Annotated in this window: 18 protein-coding genes and 1 pseudogene; 10 read left to right on the forward strand and 9 right to left on the reverse strand. The window is 66.2% G+C overall.

Features of this window, described 5'->3' with window-relative positions; genetic code table 11:
• Both pspA and U1703_RS10195 read right to left on the reverse strand, forming a co-directional pair.
• Positions 1–669, reverse strand: a complete 669-nt coding sequence (gene pspA / locus U1703_RS10190) for a phage shock protein PspA (RefSeq protein WP_320452068.1) — start codon at positions 667–669, stop codon at positions 1–3.
• Between the two features lie 31 nt (positions 670–700).
• Complete coding sequence (locus U1703_RS10195; RefSeq protein ID WP_320452069.1) at positions 701–847, reverse strand: hypothetical protein; 147 nt, start codon at positions 845–847, stop codon at positions 701–703.
• A gap of 175 nt (positions 848–1,022) precedes the next feature.
• Here U1703_RS10195 and pspF point away from each other — a divergent pair, with 175 nt between their 5' ends.
• Together pspF and U1703_RS10205 are read left to right on the forward strand one after the other, a co-directional pair.
• Positions 1,023–2,066 carry a phage shock protein operon transcriptional activator gene (gene pspF / locus U1703_RS10200; protein WP_320452070.1) on the forward strand — a complete coding sequence of 348 codons (1,044 nt, stop codon included), beginning with the start codon at positions 1,023–1,025 and terminating at the stop codon, positions 2,064–2,066.
• A 66-nt stretch (positions 2,067–2,132) separates the two neighbouring features.
• Positions 2,133–2,744 (forward strand): superoxide dismutase, encoded by a 612-nt coding sequence (locus U1703_RS10205; protein ID WP_332785599.1) that lies wholly within the window; start codon positions 2,133–2,135, stop codon positions 2,742–2,744.
• Between the two features lie 267 nt (positions 2,745–3,011).
• Here U1703_RS10205 and U1703_RS10210 read toward each other — a convergent pair whose 3' ends face one another.
• From U1703_RS10210 to mtaB, 3 genes are read right to left on the reverse strand one after another with little or no spacing between them, the layout of a single operon-like run.
• A complete protein-coding gene (locus tag U1703_RS10210) occupies positions 3,012–3,629 on the reverse strand; it encodes a septation protein A (protein ID WP_332785600.1) in 618 nt (205 codons plus the stop codon).
• On the reverse strand, positions 3,626–4,561 hold the full coding sequence (gene ftsY / locus U1703_RS10215) for a signal recognition particle-docking protein FtsY (protein ID WP_332785601.1): 936 nt from the start codon (positions 4,559–4,561) through the stop codon (positions 3,626–3,628). Before ftsY ends, U1703_RS10210 begins: the two co-directional genes overlap by 4 nt.
• Positions 4,558–5,802: a tRNA (N(6)-L-threonylcarbamoyladenosine(37)-C(2))-methylthiotransferase MtaB gene (mtaB, locus tag U1703_RS10220; protein ID WP_332785602.1), complete on the reverse strand. Its 1,245-nt coding sequence runs from the start codon at positions 5,800–5,802 to the stop codon at positions 4,558–4,560. Before mtaB ends, ftsY begins: the two co-directional genes overlap by 4 nt.
• Here mtaB and U1703_RS10225 point away from each other — a divergent pair.
• A complete protein-coding gene (locus U1703_RS10225; protein WP_332785603.1) occupies positions 5,801–6,376 on the forward strand; it encodes a DUF924 family protein in 576 nt (191 codons plus the stop codon). The genes mtaB and U1703_RS10225 overlap by 2 nt on opposite strands.
• On the opposite strand, the gene U1703_RS10230 is transcribed toward U1703_RS10225, so the two are convergent.
• On the reverse strand, positions 6,351–7,847 hold the full coding sequence (locus U1703_RS10230; protein WP_332785604.1) for a putative bifunctional diguanylate cyclase/phosphodiesterase: 1,497 nt from the start codon (positions 7,845–7,847) through the stop codon (positions 6,351–6,353). The two genes, U1703_RS10225 and U1703_RS10230, sit on opposite strands and share 26 nt — an antisense overlap.
• A gap of 317 nt (positions 7,848–8,164) precedes the next feature.
• On the opposite strand from U1703_RS10230, the gene ffh reads away from it, so the two are divergent.
• The 3 genes from ffh (at position 8,165) to rimM (ending at position 10,844) form a co-directional block, all read left to right on the forward strand.
• A complete protein-coding gene (gene ffh, locus U1703_RS10235) occupies positions 8,165–9,685 on the forward strand; it encodes a signal recognition particle protein (protein WP_332785605.1) in 1,521 nt (506 codons plus the stop codon).
• A gap of 56 nt (positions 9,686–9,741) precedes the next feature.
• Positions 9,742–10,128, forward strand: coding sequence for a 30S ribosomal protein S16 (gene rpsP / locus U1703_RS10240; protein ID WP_007404083.1), 387 nt, complete (start codon positions 9,742–9,744; stop codon positions 10,126–10,128).
• Positions 10,129–10,283: 155 nt separating this feature from the next.
• Entirely contained in the window at positions 10,284–10,844 is a 561-nt protein-coding gene (rimM, locus tag U1703_RS10245) for a ribosome maturation factor RimM (RefSeq protein ID WP_332785606.1), read from the forward strand.
• Here rimM and U1703_RS10250 read toward each other — a convergent pair.
• Positions 10,834–11,742 (reverse strand): NAD(P)/FAD-dependent oxidoreductase, encoded by a 909-nt coding sequence (locus tag U1703_RS10250; protein WP_332785607.1) that lies wholly within the window; start codon positions 11,740–11,742, stop codon positions 10,834–10,836. The two genes, rimM and U1703_RS10250, sit on opposite strands and share 11 nt — an antisense overlap.
• Before the next feature lie 85 nt (positions 11,743–11,827).
• Between U1703_RS10250 and U1703_RS10255 the strand changes: the two genes are divergently transcribed.
• The 4 genes and pseudogenes from U1703_RS10255 (at position 11,828) to rplS (ending at position 13,599) form a co-directional block, all read left to right on the forward strand.
• Complete coding sequence (locus tag U1703_RS10255) at positions 11,828–12,100, forward strand: AbrB/MazE/SpoVT family DNA-binding domain-containing protein (RefSeq protein ID WP_332785608.1); 273 nt, start codon at positions 11,828–11,830, stop codon at positions 12,098–12,100.
• Between the two features lie 4 nt (positions 12,101–12,104).
• Entirely contained in the window at positions 12,105–12,479 is a 375-nt protein-coding gene (locus U1703_RS10260; protein ID WP_332785609.1) for a type II toxin-antitoxin system VapC family toxin, read from the forward strand.
• Positions 12,476–13,191, forward strand: a pseudogene (gene trmD / locus U1703_RS10265) (tRNA (guanosine(37)-N1)-methyltransferase TrmD); the annotation flags it as partial. The gene U1703_RS10260 and the pseudogene trmD, both read left to right, overlap by 4 nt.
• Positions 13,192–13,206: 15 nt before the next feature.
• On the forward strand, positions 13,207–13,599 hold the full coding sequence (rplS, locus tag U1703_RS10270; protein WP_175310865.1) for a 50S ribosomal protein L19: 393 nt from the start codon (positions 13,207–13,209) through the stop codon (positions 13,597–13,599).
• A 315-nt stretch (positions 13,600–13,914) separates the two neighbouring features.
• Here rplS and U1703_RS10275 read toward each other — a convergent pair whose 3' ends face one another.
• Positions 13,915–14,556: a peptidylprolyl isomerase gene (locus U1703_RS10275; protein WP_320452080.1), complete on the reverse strand. Its 642-nt coding sequence runs from the start codon at positions 14,554–14,556 to the stop codon at positions 13,915–13,917.
• A 72-nt stretch (positions 14,557–14,628) separates the two neighbouring features.
• Positions 14,629–15,087 carry a GNAT family N-acetyltransferase gene (locus tag U1703_RS10280; protein ID WP_332785610.1) on the reverse strand — a complete coding sequence of 153 codons (459 nt, stop codon included), beginning with the start codon at positions 15,085–15,087 and terminating at the stop codon, positions 14,629–14,631.
• Between the last annotated feature and the right edge of the window lie 18 nt (positions 15,088–15,105).

The following is a 15,105-nucleotide window of genomic DNA, read 5'->3' on the forward strand; positions in this document are numbered from 1 at the left end:
TCACTCTCCCTTGTTCAGGCGCGCCTTGAGCGCGGCGAGTTCGGCATCGACCCGGTCGGACGCGCGCAGTTCGGCGATCTCGTCCTCGAGCGTCTTGGGGTTCGACCCCAGGCCCAGCGCTTCCGCGCGACCCTCGGCCTCGTCCACCTTGCGCTCCAGAATGTCGAAGCGGCTGAACGCGTCGTGCGTCTTCGGGCCGTTCCACATCTCGCGCAGGCGATAGCGGTTGTTGGCGCTTTCCAGACGAGTCTGCACCGCATTCTGCTTGGTCCGCGCCTCGCGCAGCTTGTTCTGCAGCTTGGCGATATCCTCTTCGGAGGCGCGCAGCGCATCGTCGAGCACCTGGACTTCGGCCTTCAGCTGGTCGGCCATGTCGGCGGCCTTCTGGCGTTCGATCAGCGCGGCCTTGGCCAGGTCCTCGCGGTCCTTCGACAGCGCCAGCTCGGCCTTTTCGGTCCAGCTGTCCTGAAGCTGGTCCAGCTTGGCGATGTGGCGGCGGATTTCCTTCTGGTCGGCGATCGTGCGGGCGGCAGAGGCGCGCACCTCGACAAGCGTTTCCTCCATTTCGAGGATGATCATGCGGATCATCTTCGCGGGGTCTTCCGCCTTGTCCAGCAGGTCGGCGAAATTGGCGGCGACGATGTCGCGGGTGCGGGAGAAAATGCCCATCGGATACTCCTTGATGGCGGCTATTCGGGGATTATGCGGTCGGGGCCTCGATCGCCGCAACCATGCCCTGCGTGGGGGCGACGTGCGCGGGGGCGAGGGCGCCCATCAGGCAGGTCGCGCTCATCACGACGGTGCAGGCGATGGCGGCGATCTGGCGGGTGAAGGTGGTGGCGAACATGGTGGAAACTCCCTGATTTTCTTGTTTCGGTCCGCTCATCGGCGGGATGCCAGAAGCATTGCAGGAGGCGTGCCAATTCATAAAAACTTTCAAATACAATATCTTACGGAATAGTTGCACATCCCTAACGATTGCGCCCTTGCCAAGCATTGGGAAAATCCGCCACCTGTTGGGAATGGAACGAGCGAGTCAGGTCATCGGCCAGTCGGGGGCCTTTCTAGATGCGCTGGAACGCGCCAGTCGCGCGGCGGCGCTGGACCGCCCGGTGCTGGTCATCGGGGAGCGGGGCACGGGCAAGGAACTGGTCGCCGAACGCCTCCACCGCTTGAGCGGCCGATGGGACCAGCCGCTCGTCATCATGAACTGCGCCGCACTTCCCGAAACGCTGATCGAGGCCGAGCTGTTCGGCCATGAGGCGGGCGCGTTCACCGGCGCGACGAAGGCGCGGGTCGGGCGGTTCGAGGAGGCCAATGGCGGCACGCTGTTCCTGGACGAGCTGGGCACGCTGTCGATGGCGGCGCAGGACCGGCTGCTGCGCGCGGTGGAATATGGCGAGGTGACGCGGATCGGCTCGTCGCGTCCCTTGCGCGTCGATGTCCGCATCGTGGCGGCGACCAACGAGCATTTGCCCGACAAGGTCGCCGCGCATCAGTTTCGCGCCGATCTCCTCGACCGGCTGTGCTTCGAGGTGGTGACGCTGCCGCCGCTGCGGGCGCGCAAGAGCGATATCATGGTGCTCGCCAATCATTTCGGACGGCGCATGGCGGCCGAGATCGGCTGGGAGAGCTGGACCGGCTTCGGCGCGGTGGCGACCGATGCCTTGATGGAACATCGCTGGCCCGGCAATGTCCGCGAGTTGCGCAACGTGGTCGAGCGCGCGGTCTATCGCTGGGACCGCGAAGGGCCGGTCGACGCCATCGAGATCGACCCGTTCCGCTCGCCCTATCGCCCGCAGGGGCAATCGCCCGCCGCCGCGCGAAGCGAGCAGGGCAGTGCCCCGGCCGCAGAGCCGGCAAGCGACGGGGACGAGGTGGCGGCGTGTGACGTCGGGCCGTCCGACTTCAAGTCGCGCGTCGCCCGGTTCGAGCGCGAGTTGCTGACCAAGGCGCTGGCCGAGAACCGCTTCAACCAGCGGACCACCGCCGAGGCGCTGGGATTATCCTATGACCAGCTGCGTCATGCGCTTCGTCGCCATGATCTGATCGGAACGGTTGCGTAACCGCGTCGGGGGAGCCATTTGAGGCGCCCGGCGTTGCCACAGGCAAACCCCAAAGGAGCAATCACCATGGCTTTCGAACTGCCGCCCCTGCCGTATGACTATGACACGCTGGAGCCGGTCATCTCCAAGGAGACGATGACCTTCCACCATGACAAGCATCATGCCGCCTACACCAACAAGCTGAACGAGGCCGTTGCGGCCGACACGTCGATTCAGGGCAAGTCGATCGAGGACATCCTGGCGAACATCTCGTCGGCCCCGGCCGCCGTGCGCAACAATGGCGGCGGTTTCTGGAACCATGACTTCTTCTGGAAGATCATGACCAAGCCCGGCACGACCCAGCCCTCGGGCAAGCTGGCCGAGGCGATCGAGGCGTTCGGTGGCCTCGACAAGCTGAAGGACGAGTTCAACACCAAGGGTGCGGGCCAGTTCGGCTCGGGCTGGGCCTGGGTGATCGCGGATGCCGAGGGCAAGCTGAAGGTCACCTCGACCCCGAACCAGGACAATCCGCTGATGGACGTCGTCGCCGAGAAGGGCACGCCGATCCTGGGTAACGACGTGTGGGAGCACGCCTATTATCTGACCTACATGAACGACCGTCCGGGCTATCTGAAGGCCTGGTGGGATGTCGTGAACTGGGACGAGGCCGGTCGCCGGTACGAGGCGGCCGTCGCGTAAATACGCGGCTATCCGGTTCGGATAAGGAAAGGGCGGCTCCATCGGGGCCGCCCTTTTTCGTTCCTATGCTCTAAAAATGTGCCCCACCCCGGCGAAGGCCGGGGCCCAGGTGCCGCCAAGCCGATGGCGCGCCAGTCGGGCGAGGGGGAGGCAGATACCACCGGCCGCCGTTGCCTCCCACGCTAAGCCGGTCCACTCCCCCCAGGCTTCGCCCCGACTGGGCCCCGGCCTTCGCCGGGGTGGCGGCGGGAGATGGGTGTGGAGAGCTCACTCCACCGGCGGTTCTTCGACCTTCGCGGCTTCGGCATTCAGTCCATGCTTCAACAGCATCGGGATGTTCGCGATCGCGAAGCCGATAGTCAGCGGCAGCGCGCCCCACAGCTTGTACCCGACCCAGAAATCCCAGCTCGAATTGCGCCACACGGCTTCGTTCAGCACCGCCATGACGGCAAAGAAGATCGCCCAGTTGCGCGTCAGCTTGCGCCAGCCGAGCTCGGTCAGTCCGGCATAGACATTGCCCAGCACCATCTGGATCAGCGGCCGCCCGGTCGCCAGGCCGAAGAACAGGATGGCCGAGAACATCGCGTACACGATGGTCGGCTTCATCTTGATGAAGCGCTCGTCGTGGAAATAGAGCGTCAGGCCGCCGAATACGACGACCAGGATGCCCGACAACCACAGCATGGGCGAAATGCGGCCCAGCTTCACCTTGCTGACGATCATCGCCACCACGGTCGCCGCCATGAAGACGCCGGTCGCGACCAGCACGCGCGTCAGCGGGCCCATCGGCGCGAGGAAGTTGACGGCAAAGAACAGGATCAGCGGGCCATATTCGATGCCCGCTTTCAGGCCGGGACCGGCTTCGGTCTTCGCGGCGGCGCTCACTTGCGGCCTCCTTCGATGCCCGCGATGATCCGGCTGACCTCGTTCGCGTCGAAGGGGCGCAGGTCGGTCATGCCTTCGCCGACGCCGATGGCGTGGATGGGCAGACCGTATTTCTCGGCCGCCGCGACCAGCACGCCGCCGCGCGCGGTACCGTCCAGCTTGGTCATGACCAGGCCGGTGACGCCCGCCACGTCCTTGAACACCTCGATCTGGTTGAGCGCATTCTGGCCGGTGGTGGCGTCGAGCACCAGCAGGATGTCATGCGGTGCCTCGGGGTTCAGGCGGCCGAGCACGCGGCGGATCTTGGACAGTTCGTCCATCAGCTCGCGCTTGTTCTGGAGCCGCCCGGCGGTGTCGACGATCAGCACGTCGATGCCGGTCGCGGTCGCCTGTTTCACCGCCTCATAGACGATACCCGCCGCGTCGCCGCCTTCCTTGCCCGACACGATCGGCACGCCGACCCGCTCGGCCCAGGTGGCGAGCTGGCCAATGGCGGCGGCGCGGAAGGTGTCGCCCGCCGCCAGCATCACGCCGTAATCCTGCTCCATGAACAGATGCGCCAGCTTGGCGATGGTCGTCGTCTTGCCCGAGCCGTTGACGCCGATGACCAGGATCACCTGCGGCCGGGGAAAGGCGTCGATTTCCAGCGGGGTGGCGACCTTGGCCAGCGCCTTCTCCACCTCCTCCGCGACGACCAGGCGGATGCCCAGATCCTCCATGTTCCGCTCGAAGCTGCCCTCGGCCAGGCGGGTGCGGATATGGCCCGCCGTTTCGGGGCCCAGGTCGGAGGCGATCAGCGCTTCCTCGATCTCGTCGAGCGTGTCGGCGTCGAGCCGCGCGGTGCCCAGGCCCGCCAGATTGCCGACCAGCCGGTCCGAGGTGCGACGGAAACCGCCGAGCAGCTTGTCGTGCCAGGAGGAGGAAGAACTCATGCCAATTGTCCGATCAGATGGGTTTCGGTCGCCGCCGTGACCCGAACGCGGGCGATGCTGCCCGGTTCGGCGGTGGGGGTAAAATGAATGTCGGCAAAATCGGGTGCATGGCCGCGCGTGCCTGGCCGTTCGACCAGCACGTCGCGGACCTGCCCGACCTGGGTGGCCAGCCAGTCGCGGCGGCGACGCGCGGCGGCCTCGCGAAGCCTTGCGGCACGCTCACGACGAAGGGGGTGGGGCACCTGCGGCATCCGCGCGGCGGGTGTGCCGTCACGCGCTGAATAGGGAAAGATATGCGCGTGGACGATATGGGCGTCGTCGATCAGCGCCAGCGTGTCCGCCGCCATCGCATCGTCCTCGGTCGGGAAGCCCGCGATCAGGTCCGCGCCGATCGCGATGTCCGGCCGCGCGGTCAGCAGCCGCTCGACGATCGCCACCGATTGCGCGCGGCTGTGGCGGCGCTTCATCCGCTTGAGGATCAGGTCGTTGCCCGCCTGGAGCGAGAGGTGGAGATGCGGCATCACCCGCGCCTCGCCCGTCACCAGTTCAAACAGCCGTTCGTCGATCTCGATCGAGTCGAGCGAGGACAGCCGCAGCCTGGGCAGGGCGGGGATATGGGTCAGGATACGCTCGACCAGCAGGCCCAGGCTGGGCGCGCCGGGCAGGTCGTGGCCGTAGCTGGTCAGGTCGACGCCGGTCAGCACGACCTCCCGGTGGCCCAGCTCGACCGCGCGCGCGATGCGGTCGATGACCAGCCCTGCGGGCACCGAACGGCTGGGCCCGCGTCCCGTCGGGATGATGCAGAAGGTGCATGAATGGTCGCATCCGTTCTGCACCTCGACAAAGGCGCGCGCATGACCCGCAAAGGCGGCGGTCAGGTGCGGTGCGGTCTCGACCACCCGCGACAGGTCGGTCACCAGCATCGGTTCGGCGGAGGCCCAGCTTTCGGGGCGCAGCTTGTCGGCATTGCCCAGCACGCGCGCGACCTCGGGCATGGCGGTAAAGCTTGCCGGGTCGATCTGTGCCGCGCAACCCGTGACCACGATCTGCGCATCGGGCCGGGCCTTGGCCGCGCGGCGGATCGCGGCACGGGTCTGTTTCACCGCTTCGTTGGTCACGGCGCAGCTGTTGACGACGACCATGTCCCCACGCCCGGCGGCCAGCGCACGGATCGTTTCGCTCTCGGCGATGTTCAGGCGACAGCCCAAACTGATAATCTCTGGTCCAGGGAGGGACGACATGACCGCCGATCTAGGGATGGATGAACGACGTGTCCACGCGGACGCGAAAGCCGTGCTCGACTTCTGGTTCGGACTGGCCCCTGAAAAGCATTTCGCCAAGGACGAAGCGCTCGACCGGACGATCACCGAACGTTTCGGCGGGCTTCGCGATCGGGTGCTGGCGACCCAGGCCATGGGCTGGCGCGACGATCCCGACACGCTGCTGGCGGCGATCCTGCTGCTCGACCAGTTTTCGCGCAATCTGCACCGGGACTCCGCCCAAGCCTATGCCGCCGATCCGCTGGCCTTGGCCTTGTGCCTGCACGCGATCGATGCGGGATGGGAGAACCGCTATCCCTTGGAACGGCTGGCTTTCGTGTACATGCCGCTCATGCATGCCGAATCGCGGGCCATGCAGGATTTGAGCGTCGCCCGCTTCGCGGCGCTGGGGCGGGAGGAAAACCTGGCCTTCGCGCATGAGCATCGCGACGTCATCCGTCGGTTCGGGCGCTATCCCAGCCGCAATGCCGTGCTCGGCCGTGCCTCGACCGAGGAGGAACAGGCCTATCTCAGCCAGCCAGGCGCGGGCTGGTAAGCGGCGTCGCCGATGCGCCGACCAGCAGGCGCTTTTCGGCCAGCAACTGCCGCGCCTGCGCCGGGTCGAGCGGTGGGCCATAATGCGGACCCTGGCCGTGCGAGCAGCCGATCTGGCGAAGCCGCGCCTCGATCACGGCGTCGCGCACGCCCTTGGCGGCGATCGGCAGGTGCAGGCTGTCACCGAGCTGGACGATGGCGGTCACAATCGCGCAGCAATCCGGGCTGGCGGCCATGTTCCGGATCAGTTCGGCGTCCATCCGGACCCGGTCGAAGGGCAGGGCACGGAGATGCGCCAAGCTGGAATGGCCGCTGCCGAAATCGTCCAGCGCCAGCGCGATGCCCTGGTTCTTCAGGCTGACGACGATCGACTGGGCCAGCGCCAGACTGGCGAACAGCGCGCTTTCGGTAATCTCGATTTCCAGCCGGTGCGCCGGAAAGCCGCATTCGGTCAGCGTCTTGATGACCTTTTGCGCCAGCCAGGCATCCTGGAACTGCGAGGCGGCGAGCGGGATGGACAGGGTGATCGACGGGTCCCAGTCGCGCGCGGCCGCCATCGCCTGGCGCATCAGGGACAGCGACACCTCGCCGGACAGGCCGCACGCCTCGGCGATCGGCATGAACCGGTCGCTGGTCATCGCGCCCAGCGACGGGTGGTGCCAGTGGCCGGATACCTCGAACCCGGTCAGCCGTCCGGTGCCCAGGTCGATCTGGCCTGCGAACCGGGCGTGGATATCGCCATGGCTCAGGGCGGCGCGCAGATCGGTGATGATCGCGTTGCGCTCGGCCATCGCGTCCTCGAGCGCGGGGGTGAAGGCCAGCGGGCGACCGTCGCCGCGCGTCTTGGCGGCGATCAGCGCGAGGTCGGCCTGGCGGACCAGCTGGTCGATGGTCGGCTCGCCTTCGTCGATCCGGGTCAGCGCGATGGTCGCACGTGGCGAGAATTCCTGATCGGCCAGCCGCAGCGGCTGGCCCAGCCGGATCGCCAGCCGGTCGGCCAGCCGTTCGATCCGGTCGCGGCTGCGCGGGTCGAAGGGGACGAGGCAGCCGAAACAGTCACCCTCGAACCGGGCGACGATCGCCTCGGACGGTGCCTCGCCACGGATGGTCTTGGCGACATGCTGGAGCAGCGTGTCGCCAGCTTCATGGCCGAGCGCCCCGGCAATGGCCCGGAACCGGTCGATATCGACGAGCAGGAGCGCGATGCCGCGCTGGCGCTGCCCCAGCGACGCGATCATCGCCTGTCCGGCGTCATGGAAATGGCGGCGATTGGACAGGCCGGTCAGCGGATCGCGCTGTTCGGCATCCGGGGTCCGCGACATCCGTGTCGCGGGCAATTGCCAATAGACGATCGTCGATGCCGTCGCCGTCGCGCAGAGCAGGATCTTGGCGGGCAGGTCCATGCCCAGTTCGATCAAGATGATCGCAATCGCCAGCAGGATCGTGCCGCCCGCGATGGCCGCGCTGAACAAGCGCGTGGACGCAGGCATATTGGCAACGATCTGACGCGACCCGGGCATGGGTGGAGGGGGTGACATGGCAGGGGTGTATAATGTGTTAACGGCGGGACCAACCGCGACGGCGCGGCGGTGGGTGCCCTAGCCCGGCTTGCATGGCGTCACGTTTTCCCATAAGAGCGCATCCAGGTTCCGTTTCGGAATGTGAAGGTGAAGCGCCCGAGGGTGCACGCTGGCCGGCGAGGTTTCGCCCGCCGGCGCTTTTGCGTTTGGACGGTCCGCTTGGATTTTCAGCCGTGACCCTCGGGGATCGGCCGTTATGAGGTAAGGCGATGTTCGACAGCTTGAGCGATCGGCTTGGCGGCGTTTTCGACCGCCTTCGCGGCCGTGGCGCGCTGACCGAGGCGGATGTCCGCACCGCGATGCGCGAAGTGCGCGTGGCGTTGCTGGAAGCCGACGTCGCGCTGCCCGTCGCACGCGATTTCGTCGACAAGATCACCGAACAGGCGATCGGCCAGAACGTCCTGCGTTCGATCACGCCGGGCCAGCAGGTCGTCAAGATCGTCCATGACGGCCTGGTCGCGATGCTGGGCGCGGATGCCAGCGAGTTGCTGCTCGACGTCACGCCGCCCGCCGTCGTGATGATGGTCGGCCTTCAGGGCTCGGGCAAGACCACCACCACCGCGAAGATCGCCAAGCGGCTGTCGAGCGGGGCGATGGGCCGCGATCGCAAGAAGGTGCTGATGGCGTCGCTCGACGTCAATCGCCCCGCCGCACAGGAGCAGCTGGCGACGCTGGGCACCCAGGTCGAGGTTTCGACCCTGCCGATCATCGCCGGCCAGCAGCCGGTCGAGATCGCGCGCCGCGCGCTGCAGGCCGCCAAGCTGCAGGGCTATGACGTCCTGATGCTCGACACCGCCGGTCGTCTGCACGTCGACCAGGCGCTGATGGACGAGATGAAGGCCGTGGCGGACATCGCCCAGCCCCAGGAAATCCTGCTCGTTGTCGACTCGCTGACCGGCCAGGACGCGGTGAACGTCGCGACCAGCTTCTCCGAGCAGGTGCCGCTGACCGGCGTGGTGCTGACCCGTATGGACGGCGATGCGCGCGGTGGTGCGGCGCTGTCGATGCGCGCCGTCACCGGCAAGCCTATCAAGTTCGCCGGTGTCGGCGAAAAGATGGACGCGCTGGAGGCCTTCCACCCCGAACGTGTCGCGGGCCGCATCCTCGGCATGGGCGACGTCGTGTCGCTGGTCGAGCGTGCCGCCGAGACGATCCAGCAGGAAGATGCCGAGCGCATGGCCATGAAGATGGCCAAGGGGCAGTTCGACCTGAACGACCTGCGCGGCCAGCTTCAGCAGATGCGCCGCATGGGCGGTCTGGGCGCGCTGGCGGGCATGATGCCGGGCATGAAGAAGGCGCAGAACGCGCTGAACGATGCCGGTGGCGACAAGATCCTGCTCCGTATGGATGCCATCATCACGTCGATGACGCCCAAGGAGCGCAACAAGCCCGAGCTGGTCAACGCCAAGCGCAAGATCCGCATCGCCAAGGGTTCCGGCACCACGGTGCAGGACGTGAACAAGCTCCTGAAGATGCATCAGGAAATGGCCACGGCGATGAAGAAGATCAAGAAGATGGGCGGCATCAAGGGCATGATGTCGATGCTCGGCAAGGGCGGCCTTGGCGGCCTGGGCAATGCGCTGGGCGGCCCGCAGATGGGCGACATGCTCAACAAGGCGGGCGCCAACGGCCTTCCCGGTGGCGGGCTGGGCGGCATGGGCGGCGGCAAGTCGCCCGACGGCATGCCCAAGCTGCCCCCCGGCTTCGAAAATCTTCTGAAGAAGAAATAACCCCCGCGCCGGACGGAATGCCGGTGAATTTGAACTTTTACTCCAAGGACTGAAATATGGCTCTCAGCATTCGTCTGTCGCGTGGTGGCTCGAAGAAGCGCCCTTACTACCGCATCGTGGTGGCCGACGCCCGTGCGCCGCGCGACGGCAAATTCATCGAGAAGATCGGCAACTACAACCCGCTCCTCGCCAAGGACAATGACCAGCGCGTGCAGCTCGACGCCGAGCGTGCGAAGCACTGGCTGGCCAATGGCGCGCAGCCGACCGACCGCGTCGCCCGCTTCCTGGACGCCGCCGGTGTTCGTGAGCGCGCCGCTCGCAACAACCCGAACAAGGCGAAGCCGGGCGAAAAGGCCACCGAGCGCGCGGAAGAGCGTGCCGAGAAGCTGAAGGCCGCTCAGGAAGCCGCCAACGCTCCGGCCGAAGAAACCGCCGAGGCGTAATCGCTTCCCGCCCCGTACGGACCCCGGTCGATCGCGATCGGGTCCGTGCGGGGCACCGGAAGGTGGGGTGATGCGTTTCCCAAGCCTTATGGCTTTGGAGTATATGCGCATGTCCCCGCCGACCGAACCCGATCCCCGGACCGCACCCGACGACCATGACGACGCAACCAACCAAGGCGTCTCCGCGCCAGACCCCGCCGAAGGCGGAAACGACGCCCCCGACGGGGACGGCAACTCGCCCAGCGGGTGAGCCGCGCGTCACGCTGGCGGTGATCATCGGCGCGCACGGCATCACCGGCGAGGTTCGGTTGAAGGTCTTTGCCGACGACCTGTCGGATTATCGCTCGTTCAACGACGGCGCGCTGACGATGAAATCGACGCGCGAGGGTTCGAACGGCGTTATCGCGCGCTTCGTCGAGGTCACCGACCGCAACGCCGCCGAGGCGCTGCGCGGCACAGAATTGTCGGTGCCGCGTTCCGCCCTGCCTCCGCTGGAGGATGGCGAATATTATCATGCCGACATTATCGGCCTGTCTGCGATTGCCAGTGATGGCGAAGAGCTGGGCCATGTCGCGCTGATCGAGAATTTCGGTGCGGGCGACGTGTTGGAAATCGAGCGTCCCGACGGCCGCCGCTTCATGGTGCCGATGAATGCTCAGGCGGTGCCCGAATGGGATCAGGACCGCCTGATCGTGGAGCGCAGCTTTATCGCCTGATCGGGCTTTGCTCGTTCAACAGGTTGCGGATCGTCGTGGCGGCGACCCCGGCTTCGCCCATGGCATGGCTGATCTGATCCAGCCCCTTTACGACATCGCCCGCCGCAAACAGGCCGGGGACCGATGTCCGCTGATGGTCGTCGACCTCCAGGCACCCGCTCGGGTCCGCCTTGGCCCCCGCCGACACCGCCAGTTCCGACCGGATACGCGATCCCATCGCCGGATAGACGCTGTCGAACGCCATCCGCCCGGTTGCCGTGTCGAGTGCGATCCGCTCGCCCTCGATCGCCCAGCCGCCGCACGGGCCGTCGACGCGTGCGATGCCCGCTTCGTCCAGCGCCTTGGCACATTCGGGATCGAGCTCATGCCCCGCGTCCGGCGCGATCAACGTCACGTCGCGGGTGAACCCGCGCAGGAACAGCGCCTCGCGCATGCCATGGTCGCTGGTGCCGATCACGCCAACCCGCTTGTCGGTGACTTCATAGCCGTCGCAGACGGGGCAATAGCGGATCAGCCCGCGTTCCAGTGCCGGGTCATGGACTTCGGGCAGCAGCTTGCGGGGGCGGTGATTGACGACACCGGTGGCGAGCAGGACGGTGCGCGTCCGATATTCGGCATCATCGGTGACAACCCGGAAATGGCCGTCCTCGGGCCGGACCGCCGTGACCCGGTGGGGCGTGCAATGCGCGCCGTAGCGGCGGGCCTGGTCATGCATCCGCTCGAGCAGCGCCTTGCCGCTGATCCCTTCCGGGAAACCGGCATGGTTGTGGGTGCACGGGATCATCGCCGCCCGGCTCGACCCGCTGTCGAACATATGGATGCGCAGGTGATAGCGGGCGAGATAGATCGCCGCGGTCAGCCCTGCCGGTCCCGCGCCGATGATGATGCAATCGTCCATGGCAGGGCAAAGCGTGAGCGTGGGCAACGTTCCTTGGAGATCGGTCGTCCATCATGTATATACATGGCGTATATACGGAGGTGTCATGGGCAAGGATTATCAGGCCAAGGTCTTCCGATCGGGCAATTCGCTGGCGCTGCGCCTGCCCGCCGCACTGGGGCTGACCGAGGGGACGGAGATGACGTTGCGCGAGGAACAGGGGCGTTACGTGTTCGAACCCGCCCCGGCGCCGCGCAAGACGATCGATCTGACCGGCATTGCGGGGTCGATGCCGTGGCTGAAGCCGATCGAGCGGGAAGAACGGGAATTCGACGATCCCGAACGACCATGGCATCTGCTGAACCGCAAGGACGCATAGTCTGGTGCGTTATCTGATCGACACCAATTGCTGCATTTTCCTGTTTGCGGGCGAATATCCGGCGTTGCTCGACCGGGTATCGGCAACTCCGATGGGGGAGATCGGACTCTCCAGCATCGTCTTTGCCGAACTGGCACTGGGTGTCCGCCACGGCAAACCACCGCTGGAGCAGCAACTGGAGCAGCTCGCCAGGCAGATGCCGATCCTGCCGTTCGACGAAGAGGCCGCGCGCTGCTATGCGGGACTTCCCTTTTGCCGGGGACGGTTCGACCGGCTGCTTGCCGCCCATGCCCTCAGCCTGGGCAGCACCGTCATCACCGATAACGAAGCCGACTTCGCCGACATCCCCGGCCTGACCATCGAGAACTGGACGCTGTGACCTTTCGCGCAACGATATTGACGCTCTATCCGGAGATGTTTCCCGGACCGCTGGGCCATTCGCTGGCGGGGCGGGCGCTGCGCGAGGATCGCTGGGCGCTGGAGACGGTGCAGATCCGCGACTTCGCCACCGACAAGCATCGCTCGGTCGACGACACACCCGCTGGGGGCGGGGCAGGCATGGTGTTGCGCGCGGATGTGCTGGCGGCGGCGGTGGATTCGGTGGCCGACGACCGGCCCATGCTGGCGATGACGCCACGAGGCCGTCCGCTCACCCAGCCGCGTGTTCGCGAGTTGGCGGCGGGGCCGGGCGTCACCGTCCTGTGCGGCCGGTTCGAGGGGTTCGACGAGCGCCTGTTCGAGGCGCGCGGTATCGAGCAGGTGTCGATCGGCGACTATATCCTGTCGGGCGGCGAGATGGGGGCGCTGGTGCTGCTCGACGCTTGCGTTCGGCTGCTTCCCGGCGTAATGGGCGCGGCTTACAGTGGAATCGAGGAAAGCTTCGAAAGCGGCCTTCTCGAATATCCGCAATATACCCGTCCCGCCGAGTGGGAAGGGCGTATGATCCCTGAAGTGCTGCGATCGGGGGATCATGCGAAAATCGCGAAATGGCGTCATGCCATGGCTTGCGAGGATACACGGTCAAGGCGGCCGGACCTTTGGGAACGTCATGAGGGCGTTCGGGTCGGTCGCCCTCTGGCGCGCGGCGACGATTGAGGAATAGTGTCATGAACGTGATCCAGCAGATCGAAGCTGAGCAGATCGCCAAGTTCAACGAGACGAAGAAGATCCCGGAATTCCGCCCCGGCGACACGCTGAAGGTCGGTGTGAAGGTCGTCGAAGGCGAGCGCACCCGCGTCCAGTTCTATGAGGGCGTCTGCATCGCCCGCTCGAACAAGGGCATGGGCTCGTCGTTCACCGTCCGCAAGATCTCCTTCGGTGAGGGTGTGGAGCGCGTCTTCCCGCTCTACTCGCCGAACGTCGACTCGATCGATGTCGTCCGCAAGGGCGCCGTGCGTCGTGCCAAGCTGTACTATCTGCGTGGCCGCACCGGTAAGTCGGCGCGTATCGCCGAGCGTCGCGACACGCGTCCGGCCAAGGGCACCGCTGCCGCCGAGTAATCGGTGCGGCGAACCCCTTTGTGGTTCGACAGGAAAGGGCGGTGGCACTAGGTGCCGCCGCCCTTTTTCTTTGGCATTGCCTCCGCCTGGGTTCGGTCTTGCGTGAAGCCCAAGGTGGTATGGCGGACGGAGGGGGTGGCTTCTGGCTCGGCTCGGGCCGAACGGATGGCGCGGCGTGATCTGGCAACACCATAGCCGCGCGAGTGCCTGCCGTGGTCCGGCAAAAATGTCGCTCCCAGGTCAGCCTGAGGGATCACACGGCTGGCGGGGGTAGGACCGACGCCCCTATTCCCGGTCGGTCCACGGCAGGGCCGCCTACCCGCCGAAATTATACAGCCACATCCTTGGCTCACCCGTGGGCTGCGGCTTTCCGTCCAGTCGCCTGGCCTTGAAAAGGTGGACGGGTTGCAGGATCATCTGCCCTTTCATCGCATCCTGACCGCCGCCCGAGGGCTTGGCGAGGATCTTCTTCACCGTGTCCATGCCTGCGACCACATGGCCGAACGCGGCATAACCGTCATAGCCGGGCCGTGCGTCCAGGCCGGGCGCGGGGCCGACGGTGATGACGAAATTGCCGCCCGCCGATTGTGGCGTCGCCCCGCGCGCCATCGAGATCGCACCGTCGAGATGCTTGATCCCGGTCTTGGCCGTCGTTTCCAACGGGAAGGGGGGCAGAATACGGCGGGCGTCGGTGCGGATACCGCCTTGGACGAAGCCCTTTTTCGGATCACGCTTGTCGCGCGCGGTGCGATAGAAGACCGTCCCGTCGAAGCGACCGTCATCGACATAGGCGAGGAAGTTCTTGGTCGTCGCGGGCGCCCGGCGCGCGTCGAGCGCGACGACGATCGGGCCTTCGGACGTATCGATCCTTACCCGGACATAGCCGGGGCGGGGGACATTCTGGTTCGCAGGCGCGGCGGCGGTCAGCAGCGCAAGGAGCGGGAGCAGGCATTTCATGTGGCGGGATTATCGCCCCCGGCCGCGATTGTGGAGCCCTAACCCACGGGATGCGCCGAGTGGCGGCACCGATCAGACCGTCAGATCGCGCGTGAAGAACTGGTTAAGCGGGCTGGGCTGATAATCGGCGAAGGCGCCGCAGGACTGGAAGCCGGCGCTGCGATAAAGCGCGACGGCGGGCTGGTATGGCGCAGTCGTTCCCGTCTCCAGGCTGATCCGATCATAGTCGCGGCGCTGCGCTTCCGCGATGACATGATTGAGCAGCGCACGGCCGATACCACGGCCCAGAAAGCCCGGTGCGACCCGCATGGACTTCACTTCGCCATGCCGGGTGTCCAACTGCTTGAGTGCGGCGAAACCGGCCAGCGTAGCGTCGTCCCAGATCGTCCAGAAGGAAATGCAGGGGGCGGCCAGCGCGGAGGCGTCGAGCGCGAAGGAAAATTCTTCCGCTTCGCCGCGCATGTCACGAAGGTGATAGGCGAGCAGGTCGCCGACATGTGGCGCGGTCGGATCGTCCAGTCGAATATCCATGTCATTCCCTTGGCCCGG

Origin of the sequence: Sphingomonas flavida, assembly GCF_036663655.1 — a bacterium.
Lineage (GTDB): Bacteria > Pseudomonadota > Alphaproteobacteria > Sphingomonadales > Sphingomonadaceae > Sphingomonas.